The organism is Acinetobacter sp. FDAARGOS_494, from assembly GCF_003812225.1.
Taxonomy (GTDB): Bacteria; Pseudomonadota; Gammaproteobacteria; order Pseudomonadales; family Moraxellaceae; genus Acinetobacter; species Acinetobacter baumannii.
Genome location: NZ_CP033866.1, coordinates 3,419,946 through 3,442,826 on the forward strand (window position 1 = coordinate 3,419,946; position 22,881 = coordinate 3,442,826).

Genomic DNA, 22,881 nt, shown 5'->3' on the forward strand with positions numbered 1-22,881 from the left:
AATGCAACCACAAATGGGTGGAATTATTCAGGTCAATATTCCAGATAGAGCAACATTGCAAGCAAGTTATATGGGATATGTACAAGGTGGGGGCTTGTTTGTACCATCGAAGCAAAAAGTGAAGATGGGTCAGGAAATTTTTATTTTAGCTACGTTACCAGAACAATCACAAAAAATTCCTTTAACTGGTAAAGTAGTTTGGATTTCACATAAGCAAAGTGGATTTAAACCGCAAGGTTTCGCAATTCAATTGAGTGGTGATAAAGGAATTTACTATAAAGCTGAAGCTGAGCGGATTTTAGCTGGTAGTATGTCTTTAGATCGCCCAAGTTATACCATGTAAGCAGATAGGAAAGAACAGTGTTTGTTGATACCCATTGCCATTTAACAATGTTAGATTTAACGCCTTATAACGGTGATTTAGATCTCGCACTTGCTGCTGCGCGAGCAGAAGGTGTTTCTAAGTTTATGGCAATTTCAGTTGACCTTGATGATCATATTGCTTTAGCTGAAATCGCAAAGCGTCATGAAGATGTGGGGTATACGGTAGGCGTACATCCGTGTGAGGATGTTGATACTATGGCTCGAGCAACGACTGAGTATTTGACTGAATTGGCTCAATCAGAAAAGGTATGGGCTTTAGGTGAAACAGGTTTAGACTATTACCACAGCACTGACTTTATTAACGAGCAAAAAGATTGTTTTGCTCGTCATATTCAAGCCTCTAAAAATGTTAAAAAACCAGTAGTTGTTCATACACGTTCAGCAAAACATGATACGGTGGATATTATTCGAGCTGAACAATCTACACATGGTATTTTGCACTGTTTTACTGAGGACTGGGAAACAGCAAAAGCTGTATTGGACTGCGGTTACTATATTTCCTTTTCAGGAATTGTTTCATTTAAAAATGCTCAAGATCTACGAGATGTAGCCAAGCAAGTTCCTTTAGATCGGCTTTTGATTGAAACAGATAGTCCTTATTTGGCTCCAGTACCATATCGTGGTAAAACGAATGAACCAAAATATGTACCTTATGTAGCGAAAGCACTAAGTGAGGTATATGATAAACCAGTTGAGGAAATTGCAAGAATCACCTCGCAAAATTTTGAAAATTTACTTAAAGCGATTTAACTTATAGAAACTATATAAAGAGAGTAATTGCGTGAAGATGGACCGTCAAGCTCAGTTCCGAGCAAGAGAAGCATTAATATTTCAAGTTGCGGAACAGTTGTTGTTAGAAAATGGCGAAGCCGGAATGACACTTGATGTGCTGGCTGCTGAGCTTGATTTGGCAAAAGGTACTTTGTACAAGCACTTTCAAAGTAAAGATGAATTGTACATGCTATTAATTATTCGTAATGAGCGCATGTTACTAGAAATGGTTCAAGATACTGAAAAGGCTTTTCCAGAACATTTAGCTTTCTTTATGTTGCATCACTTGCACCATCCAGAAAGAACAGTGCTGTTTCACCAAATTGAAGAAAAGCTTTCAATTACTGCCCAAGGTGTACACCATCTTTTTAATGAACTTTACCAAGTGAGAAAGCAGCGCTTACGTATTATTATTCGTATGACTGATCACTATTTAGAGTCAATCCAGAGTCATATGACTACACGAGATTACTTGGCTTCAATCTGGTCACTCACTCATGGAGCTGCTGCAATTCTGAATTCAAGCTTTTATCAACGTTATTTGGGTTCAAGAGATACTTTGCGAGTAGCATACATTGACCAGGCATTAGCCTTACCCAAACAAGCAGTTGAACAGTACGCTTAATAGGTCGATATGAAATCGAATCTACCATTTCAATCACAAAAAGGCTTTACCCTCATAGAAGTGATGGTAGTCATTGTGATTATGACAATTATGACTTCTCTGGTTGTATTAAATATAGGTGGCGTCGACCAAAAAAAGGCAATGCAGGCGAGAGAGTTATTTTTACTCGATTTGCAGAAAATTAATAAAGAATCGCTCGATCAATCACGTGTATTGGCTTTAGAAACTCATGGTGAGACAGATGTCTCACCATTTTCTTATGAACTTTATGAATATCACGATCAAAGCACTTTACAAGTACAAGATATAAAAAACCGTTGGCAGAAATATACTGAGTTTAAAACACGGCAACTTCCTGCTCATGTTTCTTTTTCAGTACAACCCTTGGATGACCAGAATTATTCTAAAGCTAAAAATACAGATTTGATTGGAGGACAAACGCCTCAACTCATCTGGTTTGGCAATGGAGAAGCTAAAACCGTTAAAATACAATTTTATTTAGAACAAAAACCGATTGGTTCGGAAATACAAATAGATCACTTGGGTAAAATAAATGAAATCTAAAGGCTTTACCCTCTTAGAAGTTATGGTTGCTTTGGCAATCTTTGCAGTCGCAGCTGTCGCTTTAACTAAAGTGGCAATGCAGTACACGCAGTCCACTTCAAATGCAATTTTGCGAACCAAAGCTCAATTTGTAGCAATGAATGAAGTTGCTATGATGGAGATTAATCAAGAATGGTTGCAAGGAACCCAGAGTAAGCAAGTAACTTCCCAAGGTGAAACTTGGCAAATTGATAAGTCAGCTCAATCTACTATTAGCCCGAATGTTCAAAAAATTGATTTACAAGTGAGTTTGTATGATCCGGATAAGGGAAAAGTACAAAATGGCATTACTCATATGGTCTTTTTTAATTATCCAGTGAAAGCAAAATAATGATAAAAAATAAATATATTCACATCCGAAGCATTGATTCTCGCCTTGCAGCACGATCGAGCAGTGCTCGATTAACTCGCGCCTCAGGATTTACTTTGGTTGAATTGTTAGTCGCGATCGCTATCTTTGCGGTTTTATCTTTATTGGGGTGGAAAATTTTCGATTACTTGCTCAAAGTTCGTGATCGTAATGCCGAACATGAAGTGCATTTATTTGAATTACAAGATGCTTATCAACAAATTCTTCGTGATACTTTGCAGATTATCCCTTTATCCGCAAACCAAGGTGGTCAACTTCATCCAGCTTTAGAAATCGATAATCAAATTTTACGTTTTAGCAAAGCAGGCGTAACGGATCCTTTAAAACAAGGCTTATCACCATTTGAACGAATTGAATATCGTTATGATGCAGACCAAAAAAAATTATATCGTCTTAAATATACAAATTTGAATACTTCGAACAGAGAGCAACCTTTATCGAGTACTTTGTTAAGTCAAGTCGACCAATATCAGATTATGGTTTTGACTCCGCAAGAAGTCACAAAATGGCCCGAGGTTAATATTGATCCAACGAAACCTAATGAGTTAAAAAAATTACCGAAAGGGATAAAAATCCAACTTACAGTCGCTGGTGTAAATTATGAGTGGATTTATAGCTTAAATCAGGGTGACTTATCGCTTTCGCAGGAAGGTAATTCATAATGGCCGTTAGTTACAAACACCAACAGGGTGTTGCTTTACTGACTATACTTATTATGGTTGCCTTGGCTACAATTTTAGCGGCTTCTATTGCCAAGCATCAAAATAATACTATGGAAAATACAGCCTACTTAATGCGCCAAAATCAATCTTTGCTTTATGCAAAAAGTGCAGAAGCCTTTTTTTCAGAATTATTAATTCAAGATGCAAATAATGCAGGTGGAGTAGATCATTTAAAAGAGACATGGGCACAACCTATGCCGCCGTTTTCTATTGAAGAGGGTTCAGTATCTGGTCGTTTGCTTGATGAGTCTGGTAAATTTAATTTAAATAATCTAACTAACGGGGAAGGCATTGTAAATGAAGATGCTAAAAGTTGGTTTGAACGTTTATTGGTACGTGTGGGATTACCAGCCGAATTAAGCCAAGCTGTGATTGATTGGCAAGATCCAAATGATGAGCCAACTGGGCCAATGGGGGCAGAAAGTAGTTATTATGAAGGTTTGGATCCAGGTTACATGGCTGCGAATACTAAATTCCACCGTATTGAAGAGTTAAAGCTAGTGAGAGGCTTTGATGGAAAAAAATTTGATCTAATTGCTCCATATATTTCTGCTTTACCAGAAAATTCGAAGTTAAATATTAATACTGCTTCGCCATTGGTTTTAGCAAGTATGGATGAAAAATTAGATATAGGAGCTATTGAAAAAGAATTGCAAACACGCCAACAAAATTTAAAGTTCTTCCAAAATGTAGATGAATTGTGGCAATTGAATGCTTTTTCAGCGGTTGATAGTCAAAGGAAAAATCAAGTAAATAGTCTTATTGATGTTAAATCCAGCTTCTTTCAAGCTCAGATTGAAGTTGTTCTAAATAATAGGAAGCGACAGTTTACTAGTGCTTTAATGAGAAAAGATAAACAAGTATATGTTTATTCAAGAAGCATGGCTCCATTTAACTAAATAAATTTATTGATATTTTTTCTGAGTCTGTAATACTTGAAACTTATTAATAAAAGGGATGAGGTCATACTTCTGTATAGGCAGTATTTAAAGTAAAAAATCAATATCTTCAAAATTTCTTCACATCTCTTATCATACTTTTTGCTAATTGTTTCTATTTGAAAAGTGGTGCGAAGTTTTTATCTTTTGCTTTATAATAATGTTCTTAGAAGGAATGATCGATTTGGCACATGTTAATTCGTAAGTTATTTAAGTTTGAAAATGCACACGTTGTACGTAACTGTACATCGGATCGTTGTAAGCGATCTATTCATGGGCATAGTTATAAAGTCGAGTTATTACTTAAAGCTTCGAAATTAGATCATGGACAAATGGTATATGATTTTGGGCTGTTAAAAGGCGTAATTAAGGACCTTTTCGATAGCTTTGATCATGCGATTTGTTTCTGGGAAAAAGATGATCCGCAATATATTGATGCTTGTAAGACTTTTAGCGCGCGTTGGATCTCTTTACCAGTTTCGCCATCTGCTGAGCAATTTTCTCGAATCTTCTTCTATTTGGCCCAGCAAGTATTACAATCTACTGTTACCCAAAATGGGGAAGGTGATGTTGAAGTCTATTCAGTGATTGTTCATGAAACCGATACAGGTTATGCCCAAAGTTTTCTTGAAGATATTCAAAATGAACAAATGGGGCTGTTAAACCTTGAGGGAATTATTTTTTCAGAACAAGTCCAATCCGAATGGGCTGATCCAGATATGTATGAAAATTTAAAACAAGGGATTAAGTTTCATAATCCGCATGTTAACTTACAAGTAGAAGTGTAAGTTAACTTCCTTTTGTTTGTAGAAATGAAAATTGATCTAGGATGACATTAATGCAATTAACTGAGCAACAGCAAGACAAACTCAGTAAAGTTCAATTAGAAGAAAGCTGGAAAAGATCATTAACTCCATTTTTACTGAGTCCTTATATGGATAGTTTAAGAGACTTTTTGTTTCAACAAAAACAGGCTCAAAAAACCATATATCCACCAAGTAAACAAATATTTAATGCTTTAAATATTACGCCGTTAGATCATGTGAAAGTCGTTATATTAGGGCAAGATCCATATCATGGTCCAAATCAGGCAAATGGCTTAAGTTTCTCGGTTCAAAGAGGGGTTGCATTACCACCATCTTTACGTAATATTTTTCATGAACTACACACAGATTTAGGTGTGCCAGTTTCTCGTCATGGTGATTTAACCAAATGGGCTGAGCAAGGCGTACTTTTATTAAACAGTGTACTTACTGTAGAAGCAGGGCAACCCACATCACATCAAAAACAAGGTTGGGAAGAGTTTACTGACGCAGTAATTGATGTTTTAAATGAACAACGTGAACACATTGTTTTTATTTTATGGGGTGCTTATGCACAACGTAAAGGACAACGTATAAATAGAGAAAAACACTTGGTTTTAACTGCTGCACATCCATCGCCACTTGCGGCTAATCGTGGTGGTTTCTTTGGATGCAAAGTGTTTTCCAAAACAAATCAATATTTGAAACAACATGGCATTGAGCCCATAGACTGGCAATTGGACGCATGATGAACTCTCCCAATGTAAATAGCTATCATCCGGATTTGGTAGTTGAAGAAGCGAAAAATGGTTGGCGTATTGTACGTTTGAATCGACCTAAATCATTACACGCTTTAGATGAATCAATCGTAACGGCTCTATTACGTGTATTTGAAGACTTCCGTGATGATGAGCAAGTAAAAGCAATTTGGTTGGACTCGACTACACCAAAAGCATTTTGTGCGGGTGGAGATGTACGCAAATTACGTCAGCTGGTAATTAATCAGGAAGTAGAAACCGCAAATAAATTTTTCCAGCAAGAATATGCTTTGGATTTATTGTTACATAACTATGCTAAACCGGTTGTTGTTTGGGGCGAAGGCTATGTAATGGGTGGTGGTTTAGGCTTGTTTATGGCTGCACCTTTCCGTTTGGTTACACCATATTCACGTTTGGCTATGCCTGAAATTAATATTGGTTTATACCCTGATGTTGGAGCAAGCCGTTTCCTTGCTGACCGTGGGCAAATTGGTTTATTTACCGGTTTGACAGGTTCTATTATGACGGCTGCTGGGGCATATAGCATTGGTTGGGCGACGCATATTTGTGAAGCGCAACGTGATAATGTTCTACAGAAAGTACTCAATATTAATTGGGCTCACTATCCGGCAGGTGATTTCCGTGCGATTGATGATACTTTAAATAGTTTGCATCGCCCGGTTGCAGCAGGGCCATTACAAAATTCGTTAGACGTTATACATAGTGTTTGCCGTGGTTCAAGCTTTGAACAAGACTATCAAGCGATCGTCAGCTTGCGAGATGCAAGCAGTGACTGGTTGCGTCAAGCGAGTGAAAACTTACAAAAGGGCTCGCCTAGTACGGCAGCAATTACTTGGTTGTTATGGCAATGGGGTAAACAAGTTCATTCTTGGGATGAAGTTTTTGATTTAGAAGCGCAAATCTCTGAATGGAAAATTCGCCATCCTGACTTTGTGGAAGGCGTACGTGCTCGTTTAGTCGATAAAGATTTATCGCCAGAATGGAAAGCATGTGAAGACCTTACATTACGAGGTATTTTGGCCGATGATCCACCGATCACGACGATTGATAGCTGGAATGCATTACTTAGACAATATGGCGTAGTGTCATAATCAATAATGTCTAAATTTAGTGATGAGTATTGGATGCAGCTTGCTTACGAGCAAGCTGAATTAGCAGCCAAGCAGGGGGAAATTCCTGTAGGAGCTGTAATCGTGAGTCAAAACAAGTTAATTGGAGCTGGTTTTAATGCTCCAATTGGTTTATCTGATCCTACGGCTCATGCAGAAATTCAAGCTATTCGTGCGGCTTGTGAGTCATTGAAAAATTATCGTTTACCTGAAGATGCGACTTTGTACGTTACGCTTGAGCCGTGCACAATGTGTGTGGGAGCATTAGTACATGCAAGAATTAAACATGTCGTATTTGGAACAACAGAACCTAAAGCTGGCTCACTCGTGAGTGCACGTCAATTATTAGAAAATGGTTATTACAACCATAAATTTACTTTTGAGCATGGATATTTACATGAAAAATGTGCTCAACAGTTAAGTCTTTTTTTTAAGCAAAGACGTGAACAAAAGAAACAAGAGAAACAACAAAAAACGTCCTTAAATGATTAAAAAATGTCATGAGGTTATGGCACACTAACGCCGTTTCATTGACATGATTTATTTAAATAAGGAACTTTCATGCGTAATGTAATTACTATACAAAAAGAATTTAATGCTCCTCTTAGTGATGTCTTTAACCTGCTTTCTAAACATGCAGCTTACAACACTGCATTTGCTCCACTACAAGTTGTGCGTGTTAAAGATTCGGCAGATCCTGAAAGACCTGATGGAGTGGGTTCTGTTCGTCGTATGGGGTTTGGCGTGATTAAACCACTTAAAGAAGAAATCACGCATCTCGAAGAAAACAAACGTATTGAATATAAACTGATTGATAATCCTCTAGTGAAACACCATTTAGGTCGAATCGAGTTCTCAGAAATTACTCCTTATATTACTTTGGTTACGTATCGTATCGAATTAACCGCAAAAGCTCCTGTTGTAAGTAAATTAATTCTTGCACAGCTAAAACTAGCGATTACACTAGGCTTTTCGAGATTAGCTAAAGCATTTGCTTCTTCGTGAGAGTTCAATGACAGTTCAAATTATTACTATTGATGGTCCGAGTGGTTCGGGTAAAGGAACATTAGCGGCGAAACTTGCTGCGTATTATCAATTTCATTTACTTGATTCGGGTGCCTTATATCGTTTGTTAGGGTTGTCATTACATAAACATGATTTATTGGAAAAATTAGATAGCCATTTAGATGAGTGTGTTAACTATGCTCGTCAGCTTAATATTAAGTTTGAAACCTCGGCAGAGGGAACATTAGTTTTCCTCGATGGGGAAGATGTAACCCAAACTATCCGTACAGAGCGAGTTGGAGAATATGCATCTAAAGTTGCAGCAATACCAGAGCTCAGACAAGCACTTTTTGAGCGCCAAAGAGCATTTGCACAAACTCCGGGATTAGTTGCAGATGGCCGAGATATGGCAACATCAATTTTCCCGGAAGCTAATGCTAAAATTTATTTGACTGCTTCAGCTGAGTCGCGTGCTGAGCGAAGAGTAAAACAGTTGCAGGGTATGGGGCTAGATGCTAAAATAAACGACATTTTAGCTAATATACAAGCGCGTGACAAAAGAGACATGGAGCGAGAAGTAGCTCCTCTCAAGCCAGCCGCAGATGCTTATATTATTGATAGTTCGGAATTAACGATCGATCAAGTATTTAAGTTGATGGTTGATTACGTCAATAGCCGTACTGTTAGCAACTAAGATTATCAGTTGACGCATAGCTTGATCAGTCTATAAAGACTATGTTGATACTTAACTAAACCGGCCTTGTCTGATCCAAGACCGCTGACTTTATCAGGTATATCATGACCGAATCTTTTGCAGCCCTCTTTGAAGAAAGTGAATTAAACCTCAACGTTGAAAAGGGTGCAGTCATCCAAGGTGTTGTTGTAAACATCGATAGTGACTGGGTTACTGTTGACACTGGCCTTAAATCTGAAGGCATTGTTGACCGTGCTGAATTTTTAAATGAACAACGTGAACTTGAAGTTCAGGTTGGCGATACTGTTGACGTAGTTGTTGAAGCTCTTGACAACGGTATGGGTCAAACAGTTTTATCACGTGAAAAAGCTAAACGTGCTGAAACTTGGACTAAACTTGAAAAAATCTTTGAAGATGGCGAAATCGTTACTGGTGTTATCTCTGGTAAAGTTAAAGGCGGTTTCACTGTTGACATCGGTCCTGTTCGTGCGTTCTTACCAGGCTCATTAGTTGACACTCGTCCTATCCGTGACACAACTCACCTTGAAGGTAAAGAGTTAGAGTTTAAAGTAATCAAGCTTGATGCTAAACGTAACAACGTTGTTGTATCTCGTCGTGCTGTTATGGAAGCTGAATCTTCTGCTGACCGTGAAGCATTACTTGCTCAACTTGAAGAAGGTCAAACAGTTACAGGTACTATCAAAAACCTTACTGATTACGGTGCATTCGTTGATCTTGGTGGTATTGATGGTCTTCTTCATATCACAGATATGGCTTGGAAGCGTATCAAGCACCCTTCAGAAGTTGTTGAAGTTGGTCAAGAAGTTACTGTTAAAGTACTTAAGTTTGACCGTGAACGTAACCGCGTATCTTTAGGCCTTAAACAATTAGGTGAAGATCCATGGTTAGCGATCATGAGCCGTTACCCTAAAGGTTCTATCGTTAAAGCACGTGTTACTAACTTAACTGACTACGGTTGTTTCGCTGAAATCGCTGAAGGCGTTGAAGGTTTAGTACACGTTTCTGAAATGGACCATACTAACAAAAACATCCACCCATCTAAAGTTGTTCAGATCGGTGACGAAGTTGACGTTATGGTTCTTGAAGTTGACGAAGAACGTCGTCGTATCAGCCTTGGTATCAAACAAACTCGTGCTAACCCATGGGAAGAGTTTGCTAAGTCTCATGAGAAAGGCGAAAAAGTTTCAGGTACAATCAAGTCTATCACTGACTTTGGTATCTTCATTGGTTTAAATGGCGGTATTGACGGTCTAGTTCACTTGTCTGATATTTCTTGGAACGAACAAGGCGAAGAAGCTATCCGTCGTTACAAGAAAGGTGACACTGTTGAAGCAGTTATCTTGTCTGTAGACGCTGAAGGTAACCGTATCAGCCTTGGTATCAAGCAATTGAACAGCGATCCGTTCAATGATTTCTTAGCTGCTAACGAACGTGGTGCTTTAGTTAAAGGTACTGTAACTGCAGTTGATGCTCGTGGCGCAACTGTTAAGTTAGCTGACGAAGTAGAAGCTACTCTTAAAGCTTCTGAAATCAACCGTGACCGCGTTGAAGACGCAACTAAATTCTTAGAAGTTGGTCAAGAAGTTGAAGCGAAAATCATCAACGTTGACCGTAAATCTCGCTCTATCAACTTGTCTATCAAAGCGAAAGATGAAGCTGAAGAGAAAGAAGCAGTTGCTAACTTGCGTACAGCATCAGCTTCTCAAGACAATGGTCCTAAGACTATTGGTGACTTGATCAAAGCACAAATGAAGTAATAAGTTAACAAAGTACAGTTTCATGTAACGAAATTGTACTTTTTATACAAATTACTGTAAACGGTAGCGTAGTATTCAACATACTGCGCTACCGTTTTGTATTTAAACAGGTTATTATCAAACGACTTAGAGTAGTAATAAATAACGAGGTCGTAGATGACTACTGAAGCTCTTAATAAGTCTGATTTGATTGAACGCATTGCGCTAAAAAATCCACACTTGGCTGAACCATTAGTGGAAGAAGCGGTTAAGATTATGATTGACCAAATGATCGAAGCTCTTTCGTCTGACAATCGTATTGAAATCCGTGGTTTTGGTAGCTTTGCATTACACCACCGTGAACCTAGAGTTGGTCGTAACCCTAAAACAGGTAAGTCAGTAGATGTTGCAGCGAAGGCTGTTCCACATTTTAAACCAGGTAAAGCACTCCGTGATGCAGTGAATGAATCTGGAAAATAAATAAAACTCATAAGTGGGGTGCCTATGCGTTATATTCTAATTGCATTACTCATTATTGTATTTGGCTATTCTTTAGCACTTGTTTTGCAGAACCCAACAGAACTTCCTGTTGATTTATTATTTACTCAAGTTCCTGCAATGCGTTTAGGTTTATTATTGTTGCTTACCTTAGCGCTTGGAATTGTAGTTGGGCTTTTATTAGGTGTACAAGTTTTCCGAGTTTTCCAAAAAAGCTGGGAAATCAAACGTCTTCGCAAAGATATTGATCATTTGAGAAAAGAACAAATTCAAAGTGCTCAATTGGCTGCAGCAGAAGCAGCTGCAAATGTAAGACACGAAAAAACTGTTGTAGATATTTATCCGCAAGATAAAAATTCTACTCCTTTATAATTTTGGTACTACTCTTTATCTAGTCATAAAGAGTAGTATTTTCCCTTCTATATTCCTCATTATCCTTCTAGTTTAAAATCACTATTTCCTCATTTAAGAACTTGGTTCAATAGATTTCTTTATTACTGGCTGACTTGTCTATTATAATAGCGCTGATTTTATGTGATGGAAGAAAGTCTCTTGAGTATCATTGTTGCGTTGGACGCTAAAAGCCAATATGACGCTTTAAAAATTGTTGAACAACTTGATCCTACTTTATGTCGCGTAAAAGTAGGTAAAGAGCTTTTTACTCATGAAGGCCCATCTGTTGTAAAAAAACTTCAAGAAGAAAATTTCGAAGTTTTCCTAGATTTAAAATTCCATGATATTCCAAATACGACGGCTCAAGCTGTATGTGCTGCCGCAGACTTAGGTGTATGGATGGTTAACGTACATGCATCAGGTGGCCGTAAAATGATGGAAACCTGTGTGGAGCGTTTAAAAGCAGGTAATTATCAAACACAATTAATTGCGGTAACAGTTTTAACTTCTATGGGGCGTGAAGATTTAAAAGATATCGGGTTAGATATTGAACCTGTAGAACAAGTTAAAAGATTGGCGAAACTTACTAAAGAAAGTGGTTTAGATGGTGTAGTTTGTTCTGCTCAAGAAGCTAAAATTCTTCGTGAGTTAATCGGACAAGATTTCTCTTTAGTTACTCCGGGAATACGTCCTGAGGGTAGTAATGCAGATGACCAAAAACGTATTGTAACTCCGAAACAGGCAATGCTTGATGGGTCTACACATTTAGTTATTGGTCGTCCGATTACTAAAGCAGAAAATCCAACTGAAATGTTGAAATCGATTCTTGCTTCAATTGCTTAAAAGTTTAAAAACACAGTAATTAAAAGTGGAGCGAGTAGACTTAAGAGTAAGCCGCTCATCATGGCATGTGGTACATAATGTGTGCCACATGACTGTTTTACCATTGCTAATGTTACATCCATTGAGGTAGCGCCAGCACTTGAAATCGCTGGACGTGGAAACCGCCAACCCATTGTATACATGAGTAAAATTGCAACTATCTCTCTAAATAGATCTGTGAGCAAGGCAATCCCACCTAACTCAGCTGAATGTAGCTGTGTAAATAAAATACCTGACATTGAATACCAACCATAGCCTTGGCCCAAAGCTAATATTTCATTAAGTGTAAACTCATGACCAAGTAAGGAATAGTTGAGAAGCCCAGCTAAGCACGAGCCTATAAAGGCGGCCAAAGGTACAATAAGAATTTTCCAACTTAACCATGTACGATTAAAATGAGTAAAAGCAAGTTCGATTCCGATTAAAAAAATAAAAAGTAATAGTAAATACCAACTATTAAAGGGAATATGGGTATGTAATTGGGTAAGAAGAATGCCTAAAATCACGCCTATTGTTAAAGCTAAAAATGCCTTGGCAATATTTTTTAATGCATTCATAAAAAGTTGAAGCGAAATTTTCCCTTTAACACTTTCTTTATCAAAAATTGTATAAGCGAATAAGCAAGTAAAAAAAGAACCAAGAGAAGTGGTTAATGCAATTAATAGAGCAGGTGGAAGTATAGTTGAGGGATTATCAATTTGGTCAAGGGCGAGTGTTAGTTCTAAAGCTACACTGGTTAGTAAAATATAAGAAAAATAAGGCAGGATTTTAAAAATAAAATGCCGAATATTTAGTGAAAGTTTAGGACCTAGAAAATAACCAAATGCTAATACAAGAAAAATTTGAATAATGAGACTAATGGACTGCATATAATAATAGATAGATTGTTATCAACCTATCTATTATGTATTGAACATATTATGCTGCATAGCTCTGTGAGCATTTATTTAATAACAAATAATCTTTAGGATTAACTTTACGAGTGTCTAGCCAATATTTCCATGTATAAGTTGGCCATAAAGAAAAGTTCTTTCCATCGGCAGCTTGATACCAGCTGCTACACCCACCAGCTTGCCATACAGTACCTTGAAGTTGTGTTTGTATTCTTTCATTGAAGGAATCCTGAACTTCCGGTTTAATTTCTATAGCGTGCTGTCCAGATTTTTCAACTAGATCAATAAGCTGTAAAATATAATTAACTTGTGACTCAATCATAAATATAATCGAATTATGACCTAAAACGGTATTTGGCCCGACCAGTTGAAATAGGTTAGGAAAATTCTTGGTCATAATTCCATAATAACTTTCTGCACCGTTTTTCCAAGCCTGTTTCAATTCAATTTGATTGCGACCAATACATGTAAAATGTTTTAAATAAATACGTGGATCGGTAACAAAACCAGTTCCATAGATTAAACAGTCAATTGGTCTTTCTTTTCCATCCTTTGTAATAATACTGTTCTCTTTAATTTCTTGAATACCCTCGGTCACTAATTCAACGTTTTTACGGTTAAAAGTAGGGAAGTATTTATTTGAAATAAGAATGCGTTTACAGCCCATCACAAAGTCTGGTGTAAGTTTCTTGGCTAAATCTTTATCTTTAACTTGGAAACGTATAAATGCCTCAGCTAATTTTTGCCCATATTTCATGATTTGCGGCTGAACTATAGGAACAACGCGAGATTCATTACTCCAATAAAGGCGGCTGCGATGAATTTGTCGATAGAAGTTTGATTTTTTAAATAGAGCTTTGCTCAAATTAGAGTATTTACGCTCATCTCGTGGGATAACCCAAGCTGCTGTACGTTGGAATACATATAATTGCTTAACGTCTTTTGCGATTTCTGGAACATATTGAATTGCACTACCACCAGTACCGATGGAAGCAACTGATTTACCTTCTAGACTGTAGTCATGTTCCCATTGGGAAGAGTGAAAAACTTTACCCTTGAACTTTTCAATACCTTGAATATGAGGGATTTGTGGAATATGTAGCGGACCTGATGCAAAAACTACAAATTGTGCTTCGAGAGAAGGTTGGTTTGCAAAATCTAGTGACCATACATGGCGCATTTCATCATACTGTACATGAGTAACCTCATGGTTAAACTTACAGTAGTTTTTAATTTGATATTGATTGGTTATATCTTGGATATAATCGAAAATTTCAGGAGCTTCTGCATAACGTTTTGACCAGTCAGTTTTAGGTGCAAAAGACAAAGAGTACATATGTGATTGAACATCACACGCAGCTCCTGGATAGCGGTTTTCACGCCAAGTTCCACCGACATCATTAGATTTTTCTAAAATAAAAAAATCTGATTGTTGGCTTTGTAACAGACGAATAGCCATGGCAAGGCCACCGAATCCAGCACCAATAATTGCGATTTTAGTTTTTTGAATAGCATGTTGTTTTGCGTTTAGCATTGGAAACCCTGCATATGCGGTAAAGAGGATTGCAGGCAAGACTAACGTTTTTTAAACAGTTTAAACATGATTGTATCGACGTGAAAATTGATAGATTCGGCAATTAATTTTATCACTTCTTTATAGTAAAACATTTCAGTCTAGGGAAATTGATAAAAGAATGAAACGATCGGCACTTGGTTTAATCTATTTAATTCAAGGAATGCGCAATGCGGGCATTGATGTCGACTCACGTTTGGCAGATATAGGTATTAAAGTAGATTCCTTGGACCCAAGCTCAACAATTCATGACAGTTTGGAATGGGATATACAGCAAATTATTAGTGAGAATGTTGACCCAGAGAAAGGATTATTTATTGGACAACATTACGCATTGGCAGGTTATGGTCCTTTACTCATGTTACTTGTGACCAGCCATGATATACAAACAGCCTTAGAAAAAGGCATACAGTATCAAAAGCTTACGCATTTATTTGGTACTTTGAGCTTACAAGAAACTGAAAATCACATCATTTTAAACTATTTACCGGTCGATTTAAAAACAGAAATCGGTTTACTCCGTGCCCAATGCGAAATTTCGGGCACTTATAAGTTTATTCAGGATATTTATACCATGATGGGCTTAAAAATGCCTGATATGCGTATAGATTTACCATTTCCGAAACCCTCTGATCCAGATACCGTTACTCAATATTACGCATATTATGGAGATGATCTACATTTTAATTCTACACATGCAGCATTTAGCCTAAGTAAGAATGTGCTGGAAATAAAAATTCCTTCAGCAGATATTATTACTCATCGTATCTATGAGGCTAAATGTATTAAAGAAATAGAAAGATTAAATGAACAAGATCATCAAATACCGCCTATTATTCAATATGTGCAAGATTATTTAGAGCTACAACAAGGAATTATCCCGAGCATGGCGGAAACCGCTTTTGCTTTGAAAATGCCTGAAAGGACATTAAGGCATCAATTGCAGCAGCTTAATACGAGTTATAAACAAATTCGTGAACAGATTATTAAGAATAAGGCGCTTAAACTTATGGAATATAAAGAGTATTCAATAGAAGTTATTGCAGAAGCACTTGGTTATTCTGAACCTGCCGCTTTTAATCATGCATTTAAAAGATGGTTTGGACAGAGTCCTCGGCAATATGGAAAAGAGTTTTACTGAGTGTAACTCTTGATGCTAAAAGCTAATGTGGTCGGACAAAATGTTCGCTATACTCTCTTCAGTTAAAATTGAAATAAAATGATATGTTAAATTTAAAATCTTCTCATAGTACTGCATTTACTCCGTCTTCCCCAGCAGAGCGCTATGCTGAGGCATTGGCTTCAGGCCAGTTTATGGCAGATGAGGCACAAGCACAGGCAGTGCAAGAATTAGATCGTGTATGGAAAGAACTTTTAAATCGTTATAAAGCTTCTAAAAAAGCTTTCCGTCGTTTCCGCCGCCAAACATCTCCAAAAGGTGTATATATGTGGGGCGGTGTAGGACGTGGCAAAACTTGGCTTATGGACCAATTTTATGAGTCTGTACCATTTCGCCGTAAAACACGTATGCATTTTCATCACTTTATGCAACATGTTCATAAAGAGTTAAATAAACTTTCTGGCCAACGTAATCCACTCGATATCGTGGCTGATCAAATTTATAAAGATGCTGTCGTTATTTGTTTCGATGAGTTTTTTGTCTCGAACGTAACTGATGCAATGATTTTGAGTGACTTATTCCAAAAGTTATTTGTTCGTGGTGTAACACTCATTGCAACTTCAAACATTGCACCAGACGGTTTATATAAAAACGGGATTCACCGTGATCGTTTTATTCCTACAATTGAAATGGTTAAAAAGAACTGTGTCGTTTTAAATGTAGATGCAGGAGTGGATTACCGTTTACGTGTTTTAAAACAGGCTCAATTGTTTAAATCACCATTAGGTAATGAAGCTCAAAGCTGGATATCAGAGCGTTATACTGCTTTAACTCATACTCAAACAAATTCTCATGAACCGATTGTGATCAATAACCGTGTTGTTGAAACCCTAGGGCATACGGAAGATGTTTTATGGTGTGAGTTTTCTGAACTTTGCTTAAAGCCCCGTAGTCCAGCAGACTTTATTGAAATTGCCAATATTTATAATACGGTTTTGGTCAGCAATGTTCCTCACTTAACAGACTTCTTGTCTGAAGGCACACGTCGTTTTATTTATCTAGTCGATGAATTTTATGATCGTGGAGTGAAACTACTTTTAACCTCTCAAGATAGTATTATTGATATCTATCAAGGCGAGAAATTGGCTTTTGAAATTGAGCGTACTCGTTCACGTTTATTAGAAATGCAGTCAGATGAGTATTTGCATTCTGAACATCGACATATTGATGCGACTAAAACTTCTTAAGAAATCAGATATGAAGAGCGCTCTAGATTGAGCGCTTTTTTTACAACAAAAAAAGATAAATTTAGCGAAATAGTACTTTTTCATTGTGCAAAGTTTGATATAACTAAATACGCTTTAGAAAAAACAAGATAGTGAAATTTTTTGTCTGTTAACAAAAAGTCTAGTTTCAGTATCTTTAAATATTGAATAAATTGTTGGGAATCCTAGTTAGAATTTTAATATTTTCCTATATAGAAAAATTTATCTTTGTCAATAGTTATGCAAGGGAAAATGCTTACTATTTAGGAATGTGATATTAGTATTCAGCTTAATTTAAATCGGTATACTAGGATTCTCTTGGTATAAAAAGTAGCAACTTCAGGAAAGACAATGACTGCACGTATTCAAAAAGGCAAGTTAGCGATTGCTAAAGAACTTTACGATTTTATCGAAAATGAAGCTTTACCAGGTTCTGGTTTAGATAGTGAAACTTACTGGAAGAACTTTGAGCAAGTTGTTGTCGACCTTAGTCCAAAGAATAAAGCATTATTGGCTAAGCGTGATGAATTACAAGCAAAAATTGATGAATGGCACCGCAACAATAAATTTGAATTAGGTGCTTACAAAGCATTTTTAACTGAAATTGGTTATTTATTACCAGAAGTTGAAGACTTCCAAATTACTACTGAAAACGTAGATGAAGAAATTGCATTGTTAGCAGGCCCACAATTAGTAGTACCTGTACGTAATGCACGTTATTGCTTAAATGCAGCAAATGCGCGCTGGGGTTCTTTATATGATGCACTTTACGGTTTTGATGTAATTTCAGAAGAAGGTGGTGCAGAAAAAGGAAAAGGATATAACCCTGTACGTGGTGCGAAAGTTATTGAGTTTGCTAAAAACTTCTTAAATGAAATTTTCCCGCTTGCGCAAGGCTCACATGCTGATGCAACTAAATATGCAATCGAGCAGAATAAACTCGTTGTGACTTTAAAAGATGGTACTAAAACTGGCTTAGCTCATGAAGCTCAGTTTGTGGGTTTCAATGGTGAAGAAGCGAACCCTTCAGAAGTTGTTCTTTTGAGTAATGGCCTACATGTCATTATTGAAATTGATGCGAATAGCCCAATTGGCCAAACTGATTTAGCGGGTGTTAAAGATCTAACACTTGAAGCTGCGGTTACAACAATTCAGGATCTTGAAGACTCTGTAGCAGCTGTTGATGCAGAAGAAAAGGTTGAAGGTTATCGTAACTGGTTAGGTTTGATGAAGGGCACTCTTCAAGAATCTATCGAAAAAAATGGTAAAACAATTGTTCGCGCTTTGAACAAAGACCGTGAAATTAAAAATTTGATCGGTGGCACAACAAAACTTCATGGTCGTTCACTTATGTTACTTCGTAACGTAGGTCATTTAATGACGAATCCAGCAATTTTAGTTGATGGCGAAGAAATTTTCGAAGGTATTATGGATGCGTTGGTAACACCATTGTTGTCAATTGCTGACATCCGTAGTGAAAACGAAAATAAAAACTCTCGTAAAGGGTCTATGTATATTGTTAAACCAAAAATGCATGGTCCTGAAGAAGTTGCTTTTGCTGTTGAGTTATTTGAGCGTGCTGAGCAAGCCCTAGGATTACCAGCGAAGTCTTTAAAAATCGGTATTATGGATGAAGAACGCCGTACATCTGTAAACCTGAAAAACTGTATTGCTGCTGCTAAAGATCGCACAATCTTTATTAACACTGGGTTCATGGACCGTACGGGTGACGAAATCCATACCTCTATGGAAGCTGCACCAGTTGTTCGTAAAGAAGCTGTTAAAACACAAAAATGGATTGCTGCTTACGAAAATCGTAACGTTGCAATCGGTTTGAAATGTGGTTTACAAGGTAAAGCACAGATTGGTAAAGGCATGTGGCCAAAACCAGATAGCATGAAAGATATGTTGGCAACTAAAGCTGCTCATCCAAATGCTGGTGCTTCATGTGCTTGGGTTCCATCACCAACTGGTGCTGTACTTCATGCGATGCATTACCACCAAGTAAATGTAAAAGCACGTCAAGATCAGTTAAAAGCTGAAGAAATGTTGTCATTAGATGACTTGTTAACTCCTCCATTTGCAACTGATACAAACTGGTCAGCAGAAGAAATTAATAACGAACTTGAAAATAACTGCCAAGGTATTTTAGGTTACGTTGTTCGTTGGGTGGACTTAGGTGTAGGTTGTTCAAAAGTTCCGGATATTAACAATGTGGGCTTAATGGAAGACCGTGCAACATTACGTATTTCTTCTCAACATGTTGCCAACTGGTTACGTCACGGTATCGTGACTCGTGAACAAGTTGAAGAAGTGCTTAAACGCATGGCAAAAATTGTTGATGAACAAAATGCGAATGATCCATTGTATAAACCAATGGCAGCTAACTTTGAAACTAATATTGCTTTCCAAGCAGCTTCAGATCTTATCTTTAAAGGTTGTGAACAGCCTTCTGGTTATACTGAGCCATTACTACATGCGGCTCGTTTAAAATTAAAAGGTTATACAGGTGACTAATTTTAACCTATTATAAAAAAAGCCTCTTCGGAGGCTTTTTTATTTTCGGTATATTTTGTGCTTATAGATAAGGCGTGAATTTATAAATAAAGGATTTCAAGTTTGATTAACTTAAAAAATCTTGATCGTGAGAATTGGCTTCTATGCGCAAAATTATTATTAGATGAATCTCAAAAGGACTATGTCGCACCAAATGTATATTCTATTGCTGAGTCTAAAGTTGAGGAACACTATTGCCCAAGAGTGATCTGTTTTAATGATGAGGTGGTTGGGTTCTTAATGTATTGTGTGGAAATTGATCCCCCTGATGAGACATTATTTTGGTTGTTTCGATTTATGATTGGCAAAGATCATCAAGCTAAAGGTTATGGTACCTTAGCGTTGCAAATGGCAATTGATGAAATGACTTCAAAAGGGGCTAAACGAATCCGAACGATGTATAAATCTTCTAATAATATTGCTGGAAAACTTTATAAAAAAATGAATTTTATAGAAACTGGGGAATATGATGAATGTGGTGATATTATTTTAGAGTTGGGTATTTCTTTTTAAAAAACGCTAACTGAGAATTCAAGTTAGCGTTGAAGGAAATGGAATTAACTAAAGTTAAAAGCGATATTAATTACTACTCACAATCCCAATTTTAGTTACACCTAAACGCTGTGCCGTAGCCATGACCATCGCTACATTTTTATATTCAGCCATTTGGTCTGGTTTAAGTTTGATTTGGTCTTGATCTTTTTGGGCGACAACACCTTGAAATAAAGTCTCTAGTGCCTTGCGGTCAGAAACCTGTTGGTTATTCCAAAATACTTTGCCTGCTGCATCAATTCTTACATCAATGACTTCAGGTGGCTTTTCATTTGTTGGTGGCGGTGTGCCATTTGGCAAATTAATATTAATCGCATTGTTTGGTGCAGGTATAGTAATAATAAACATAATGATGAGTACCAGCATGACATCAATAAGCGGTGTCATGTTCACCTCTAGCATTACATCGTCATCATTATTTGAGCCAACATTCATACCCATAAAATTCTCCTTAAAATCATTACGGGGAAGCTGGAGGGGTAGTAACAAAGGCAATTTTGCCAATACCAGCTTGTTTGGTCGTACTAATGACCTGATCTATCGCTTCAAAATGGGTAAGCTGATCTCCTCGAATATGTACTTCCGGCTGCGGTCTTTTTTGTGCCACAGCTTGTAATTTTGCTAACAATATTTCTTTATTCGGTACATAACTCTCGTTCCAGAAAATATCGCCTTTCTTATTAACTGAAAGTTGAATATTTTCAGGCGTGGTCGCGTACGGAGTATTTTTTTCTTCTGGTAGTTTCACCGGAACTGTATGTGTAACTACCGGAATAGTAATAAGAAAAATAATAAGTAAAACCAACATGACATCTACGAGAGGTGTCGTGTTAATCGTTCCAATCATTTCTTCATCATCTTCAGAACCAACACTCATACCCATAATGTCTGCTCCTGATTATTTAATGCTGCGATTAATTGAATTGTTGGTATTAATTTCTCCGCTTAATAAAACTGCATGTAAATCTGAACCAAATGAACGAACATTTTCCATCACTGCTTTATTGCGACGAGTCAACCAGTTGTAACCCAGTACAGCAGGTACTGCGACCGCAAGACCAATAGCTGTCATAATGAGAGCTTCACCAACTGGGCCTGCAACTTTATCAATAGATGCCTGACCTGAAATCCCGATTGCAGTTAAAGCGTGATAGATTCCCCATACTGTTCCGAAAAGACCTACGAAAGGTGCTGTAGAGCCAACTGTTGCTAAAAAAGCGAGACCTCCGCCTAAATGGTTTTGTACTTTTTCGATAGCACGTTGTATTGAAATGCTCACCCAAGTATTAAAGTCAATGCGTTCAAGTAGTGAGCCGCCGTGTGATTTAGTCGAGTTAATGCCTTTTTCTGCAATAAAACGGTACGCGCTACTTTGTTCTAAACCTTCTGCAGCATTATCAAGCGAAGTTGCCTCCCAGAAATGTTTTTCAGCTTCTTTACCTTGGCGTTTGACTTTACCTTGTTGTAATAATTTAGAGATGATGATGTACCAAGTACCAATCGACATGAGTACTAAAATAAACAAGGTAGACTTAGCGACTAAGTCACCTTCACGCCAAAGGGCTTCTAGACCATATGGATTTTTAACAGTTTCACTTGTTGCAGGCTTTGGTGGTGGAGTTGGAGTACTTGTATTTGAAGTAGCTTCAGTAGTTGCTGTTGCCACAGGAGCATTGTTCGTTTCTTCTGCGAAAACTGAGCTTAATGGAAGTAACGAGCAAGCTGCGATTAAACTTGCAGAAGCGAAATGTACTAGTGGTTGAGTTGATTTTTTCATCATATATCTCCAATATTTTTTAATTTCTTGCTAATTCAATTGTTTATTCAATTACGAATGGATATTCAATTTCATACCAGTCTTGCTGAGGCACGCCATCTTTCATTGCTGGTTTGAACGTACATAAGCTGTAGGCTTTAGTTGCTGCTTTATCTAAAATTTTGCTGCCACTCGATTTTTTTACTTTGGCATCAATGACTTTGCCGGATGTATCAACCAAAACACGTATACGCACCGTTCCTTGCTCTTCGTTCATGAGTGCTTCGCGTGGATATTCCGGTTTTTCACAGCCCGCAGAGCCTTCTGAAACACCACGAGTTACACCAGCGGGTTTAGGTGCTGGTGCAGCCGCCGCCACTGGAGCGGGTGCAGCAACAGGGCTCGGAGAAGGAGTACTAGGTGCAGCAGGAGCCGGAGTAGCGACTTTAGTCGGTTGAGCTACTGGCGTCGTTTTTTGTACTGGTGTTGCTACTTTCTCTACTTCTTTTGGTGGCTCAGGAACCTTGGCAACTTTTTCGACCATTTTTGGTGGCTCAGGTGGTTTTTCCTTTGGTTTCGGCTCTTCCGGCTTTGGTGGAGGAGGTGGCTTAATATCCTGAATAATTTGTAATTCCACAGGTTTTTCTGCTGGTTTTTGAATATTGTTTGCTAAACCTGACATCAGAATATAGGCAACAAGAAGATGCAGAAAAATGACTGCAGCAATACCAATTAGGCGTTTGGCAGATTTATTTTCTATGTCTGTAAAAGTCATGCCCATAGTTACTCCTGAAACTGTAGACAAACAATTTTTAAAATGACTGTTTGGCTAA

The 22,881-nt window shown here is 37.5% G+C and carries 27 protein-coding genes; 21 read left to right on the plus strand and 6 right to left on the minus strand.

Annotation, left to right across the window (positions count from 1 at the left end; all coding sequences use genetic code 11):
- Nucleotide 1 precedes the first annotated feature (1 nt).
- The 17 genes from EG365_RS16700 (at nt 2) to pyrF (ending at nt 12,294) form a co-directional block, all read left to right on the plus strand.
- On the plus strand, nt 2–343 hold the full coding sequence (locus EG365_RS16700; RefSeq protein ID WP_001183024.1) for a PilZ domain-containing protein: 342 nt from the start codon (nt 2–4) through the stop codon (nt 341–343).
- Between the two features lie 17 nt (nt 344–360).
- A complete protein-coding gene (locus tag EG365_RS16705; RefSeq protein ID WP_000497298.1) occupies nt 361–1,134 on the plus strand; it encodes a TatD family hydrolase in 774 nt (257 codons plus the stop codon).
- Between the two features lie 37 nt (nt 1,135–1,171).
- Nucleotides 1,172–1,780 carry a TetR/AcrR family transcriptional regulator gene (locus EG365_RS16710; RefSeq protein WP_000375838.1) on the plus strand — a complete coding sequence of 203 codons (609 nt, stop codon included), beginning with the start codon at nt 1,172–1,174 and terminating at the stop codon, nt 1,778–1,780.
- Between the two features lie 9 nt (nt 1,781–1,789).
- A complete protein-coding gene (locus tag EG365_RS16715) occupies nt 1,790–2,344 on the plus strand; it encodes a type II secretion system protein (RefSeq protein WP_000841373.1) in 555 nt (184 codons plus the stop codon).
- Entirely contained in the window at nt 2,334–2,714 is a 381-nt protein-coding gene (gene gspI / locus EG365_RS16720; protein WP_000836911.1) for a type II secretion system minor pseudopilin GspI, read from the plus strand. Before EG365_RS16715 ends, gspI begins: the two co-directional genes overlap by 11 nt.
- Nucleotides 2,714–3,415 (plus strand): type II secretion system minor pseudopilin GspJ, encoded by a 702-nt coding sequence (gene gspJ, locus EG365_RS16725; protein WP_000594589.1) that lies wholly within the window; start codon nt 2,714–2,716, stop codon nt 3,413–3,415. Before gspI ends, gspJ begins: the two co-directional genes overlap by 1 nt.
- Entirely contained in the window at nt 3,415–4,374 is a 960-nt protein-coding gene (gspK, locus tag EG365_RS16730) for a type II secretion system minor pseudopilin GspK (RefSeq protein ID WP_000301476.1), read from the plus strand. The genes gspJ and gspK overlap by 1 nt, the downstream gene beginning before the upstream one ends.
- Nucleotides 4,375–4,604: 230 nt before the next feature.
- Nucleotides 4,605–5,201: a 6-pyruvoyl trahydropterin synthase family protein gene (locus EG365_RS16735; protein WP_000908452.1), complete on the plus strand. Its 597-nt coding sequence runs from the start codon at nt 4,605–4,607 to the stop codon at nt 5,199–5,201.
- A 50-nt stretch (nt 5,202–5,251) separates the two neighbouring features.
- Nucleotides 5,252–5,965 carry a uracil-DNA glycosylase gene (gene ung, locus EG365_RS16740; RefSeq protein WP_001177528.1) on the plus strand — a complete coding sequence of 238 codons (714 nt, stop codon included), beginning with the start codon at nt 5,252–5,254 and terminating at the stop codon, nt 5,963–5,965.
- Nucleotides 5,962–7,086, plus strand: coding sequence for an enoyl-CoA hydratase/isomerase family protein (locus EG365_RS16745; protein WP_001983908.1), 1,125 nt, complete (start codon nt 5,962–5,964; stop codon nt 7,084–7,086). The genes ung and EG365_RS16745 overlap by 4 nt, the downstream gene beginning before the upstream one ends.
- 6 nt (nt 7,087–7,092) lie before the next feature.
- On the plus strand, nt 7,093–7,596 hold the full coding sequence (gene tadA / locus EG365_RS16750) for a tRNA adenosine(34) deaminase TadA (protein ID WP_000033178.1): 504 nt from the start codon (nt 7,093–7,095) through the stop codon (nt 7,594–7,596).
- Between the two features lie 69 nt (nt 7,597–7,665).
- A complete protein-coding gene (locus EG365_RS16755; RefSeq protein ID WP_001246675.1) occupies nt 7,666–8,109 on the plus strand; it encodes an SRPBCC family protein in 444 nt (147 codons plus the stop codon).
- Nucleotides 8,110–8,116: 7 nt separating this feature from the next.
- A complete protein-coding gene (gene cmk / locus EG365_RS16760; RefSeq protein ID WP_000218018.1) occupies nt 8,117–8,803 on the plus strand; it encodes a (d)CMP kinase in 687 nt (228 codons plus the stop codon).
- Between the two features lie 104 nt (nt 8,804–8,907).
- Nucleotides 8,908–10,581 (plus strand): 30S ribosomal protein S1, encoded by a 1,674-nt coding sequence (rpsA, locus tag EG365_RS16765; RefSeq protein WP_000140309.1) that lies wholly within the window; start codon nt 8,908–8,910, stop codon nt 10,579–10,581.
- Nucleotides 10,582–10,737: 156 nt separating this feature from the next.
- On the plus strand, nt 10,738–11,040 hold the full coding sequence (locus EG365_RS16770; RefSeq protein ID WP_000205997.1) for an integration host factor subunit beta: 303 nt from the start codon (nt 10,738–10,740) through the stop codon (nt 11,038–11,040).
- Nucleotides 11,041–11,064: 24 nt separating this feature from the next.
- Nucleotides 11,065–11,430: a lipopolysaccharide assembly protein LapA domain-containing protein gene (locus EG365_RS16775; protein ID WP_001269278.1), complete on the plus strand. Its 366-nt coding sequence runs from the start codon at nt 11,065–11,067 to the stop codon at nt 11,428–11,430.
- Nucleotides 11,431–11,595: 165 nt separating this feature from the next.
- On the plus strand, nt 11,596–12,294 hold the full coding sequence (pyrF, locus tag EG365_RS16780) for an orotidine-5'-phosphate decarboxylase (RefSeq protein WP_000392928.1): 699 nt from the start codon (nt 11,596–11,598) through the stop codon (nt 12,292–12,294).
- Here the strand turns inward: pyrF and EG365_RS16785 are convergent.
- Nucleotides 12,291–13,202 (minus strand): lysine exporter LysO family protein, encoded by a 912-nt coding sequence (locus tag EG365_RS16785; protein ID WP_001190746.1) that lies wholly within the window; start codon nt 13,200–13,202, stop codon nt 12,291–12,293. The genes pyrF and EG365_RS16785 overlap by 4 nt on opposite strands.
- A gap of 49 nt (nt 13,203–13,251) precedes the next feature.
- The gene (locus EG365_RS16790) at nt 13,252–14,799 is read right to left on the minus strand and encodes a flavin-containing monooxygenase (protein ID WP_014538345.1); all 1,548 of its coding nucleotides are present in this window, start codon (nt 14,797–14,799) and stop codon (nt 13,252–13,254) included.
- A 121-nt stretch (nt 14,800–14,920) separates the two neighbouring features.
- Here EG365_RS16790 and EG365_RS16795 point away from each other — a divergent pair, with 121 nt between their 5' ends.
- The 4 genes from EG365_RS16795 (at nt 14,921) to EG365_RS16810 (ending at nt 20,253) form a co-directional block, all read left to right on the plus strand.
- Entirely contained in the window at nt 14,921–15,940 is a 1,020-nt protein-coding gene (locus tag EG365_RS16795; RefSeq protein ID WP_000830356.1) for a helix-turn-helix domain-containing protein, read from the plus strand.
- 83 nt (nt 15,941–16,023) lie between these two features.
- Nucleotides 16,024–17,166, plus strand: coding sequence for a cell division protein ZapE (gene zapE / locus EG365_RS16800; RefSeq protein WP_000933387.1), 1,143 nt, complete (start codon nt 16,024–16,026; stop codon nt 17,164–17,166).
- A gap of 369 nt (nt 17,167–17,535) precedes the next feature.
- A complete protein-coding gene (locus EG365_RS16805; protein WP_000126961.1) occupies nt 17,536–19,701 on the plus strand; it encodes a malate synthase G in 2,166 nt (721 codons plus the stop codon).
- A gap of 102 nt (nt 19,702–19,803) precedes the next feature.
- A complete protein-coding gene (locus EG365_RS16810) occupies nt 19,804–20,253 on the plus strand; it encodes a GNAT family N-acetyltransferase (RefSeq protein ID WP_000609119.1) in 450 nt (149 codons plus the stop codon).
- 66 nt (nt 20,254–20,319) lie between these two features.
- Here the strand turns inward: EG365_RS16810 and EG365_RS16815 are convergent, their stop codons facing one another.
- The 4 genes from EG365_RS16815 to EG365_RS16830 are packed head-to-tail and all read right to left on the minus strand — an operon-like array spanning nt 20,320 to nt 22,829.
- Nucleotides 20,320–20,733, minus strand: a complete 414-nt coding sequence (locus EG365_RS16815) for an ExbD/TolR family protein (RefSeq protein WP_000525673.1) — start codon at nt 20,731–20,733, stop codon at nt 20,320–20,322.
- 19 nt (nt 20,734–20,752) lie between these two features.
- Nucleotides 20,753–21,175 carry an ExbD/TolR family protein gene (locus EG365_RS16820; RefSeq protein ID WP_000525864.1) on the minus strand — a complete coding sequence of 141 codons (423 nt, stop codon included), beginning with the start codon at nt 21,173–21,175 and terminating at the stop codon, nt 20,753–20,755.
- Nucleotides 21,176–21,190: 15 nt separating this feature from the next.
- Nucleotides 21,191–22,072 carry a MotA/TolQ/ExbB proton channel family protein gene (locus EG365_RS16825; RefSeq protein ID WP_001983904.1) on the minus strand — a complete coding sequence of 294 codons (882 nt, stop codon included), beginning with the start codon at nt 22,070–22,072 and terminating at the stop codon, nt 21,191–21,193.
- 40 nt (nt 22,073–22,112) lie between these two features.
- Nucleotides 22,113–22,829 carry an energy transducer TonB gene (locus tag EG365_RS16830; protein WP_000525879.1) on the minus strand — a complete coding sequence of 239 codons (717 nt, stop codon included), beginning with the start codon at nt 22,827–22,829 and terminating at the stop codon, nt 22,113–22,115.
- Between the last annotated feature and the right edge of the window lie 52 nt (nt 22,830–22,881).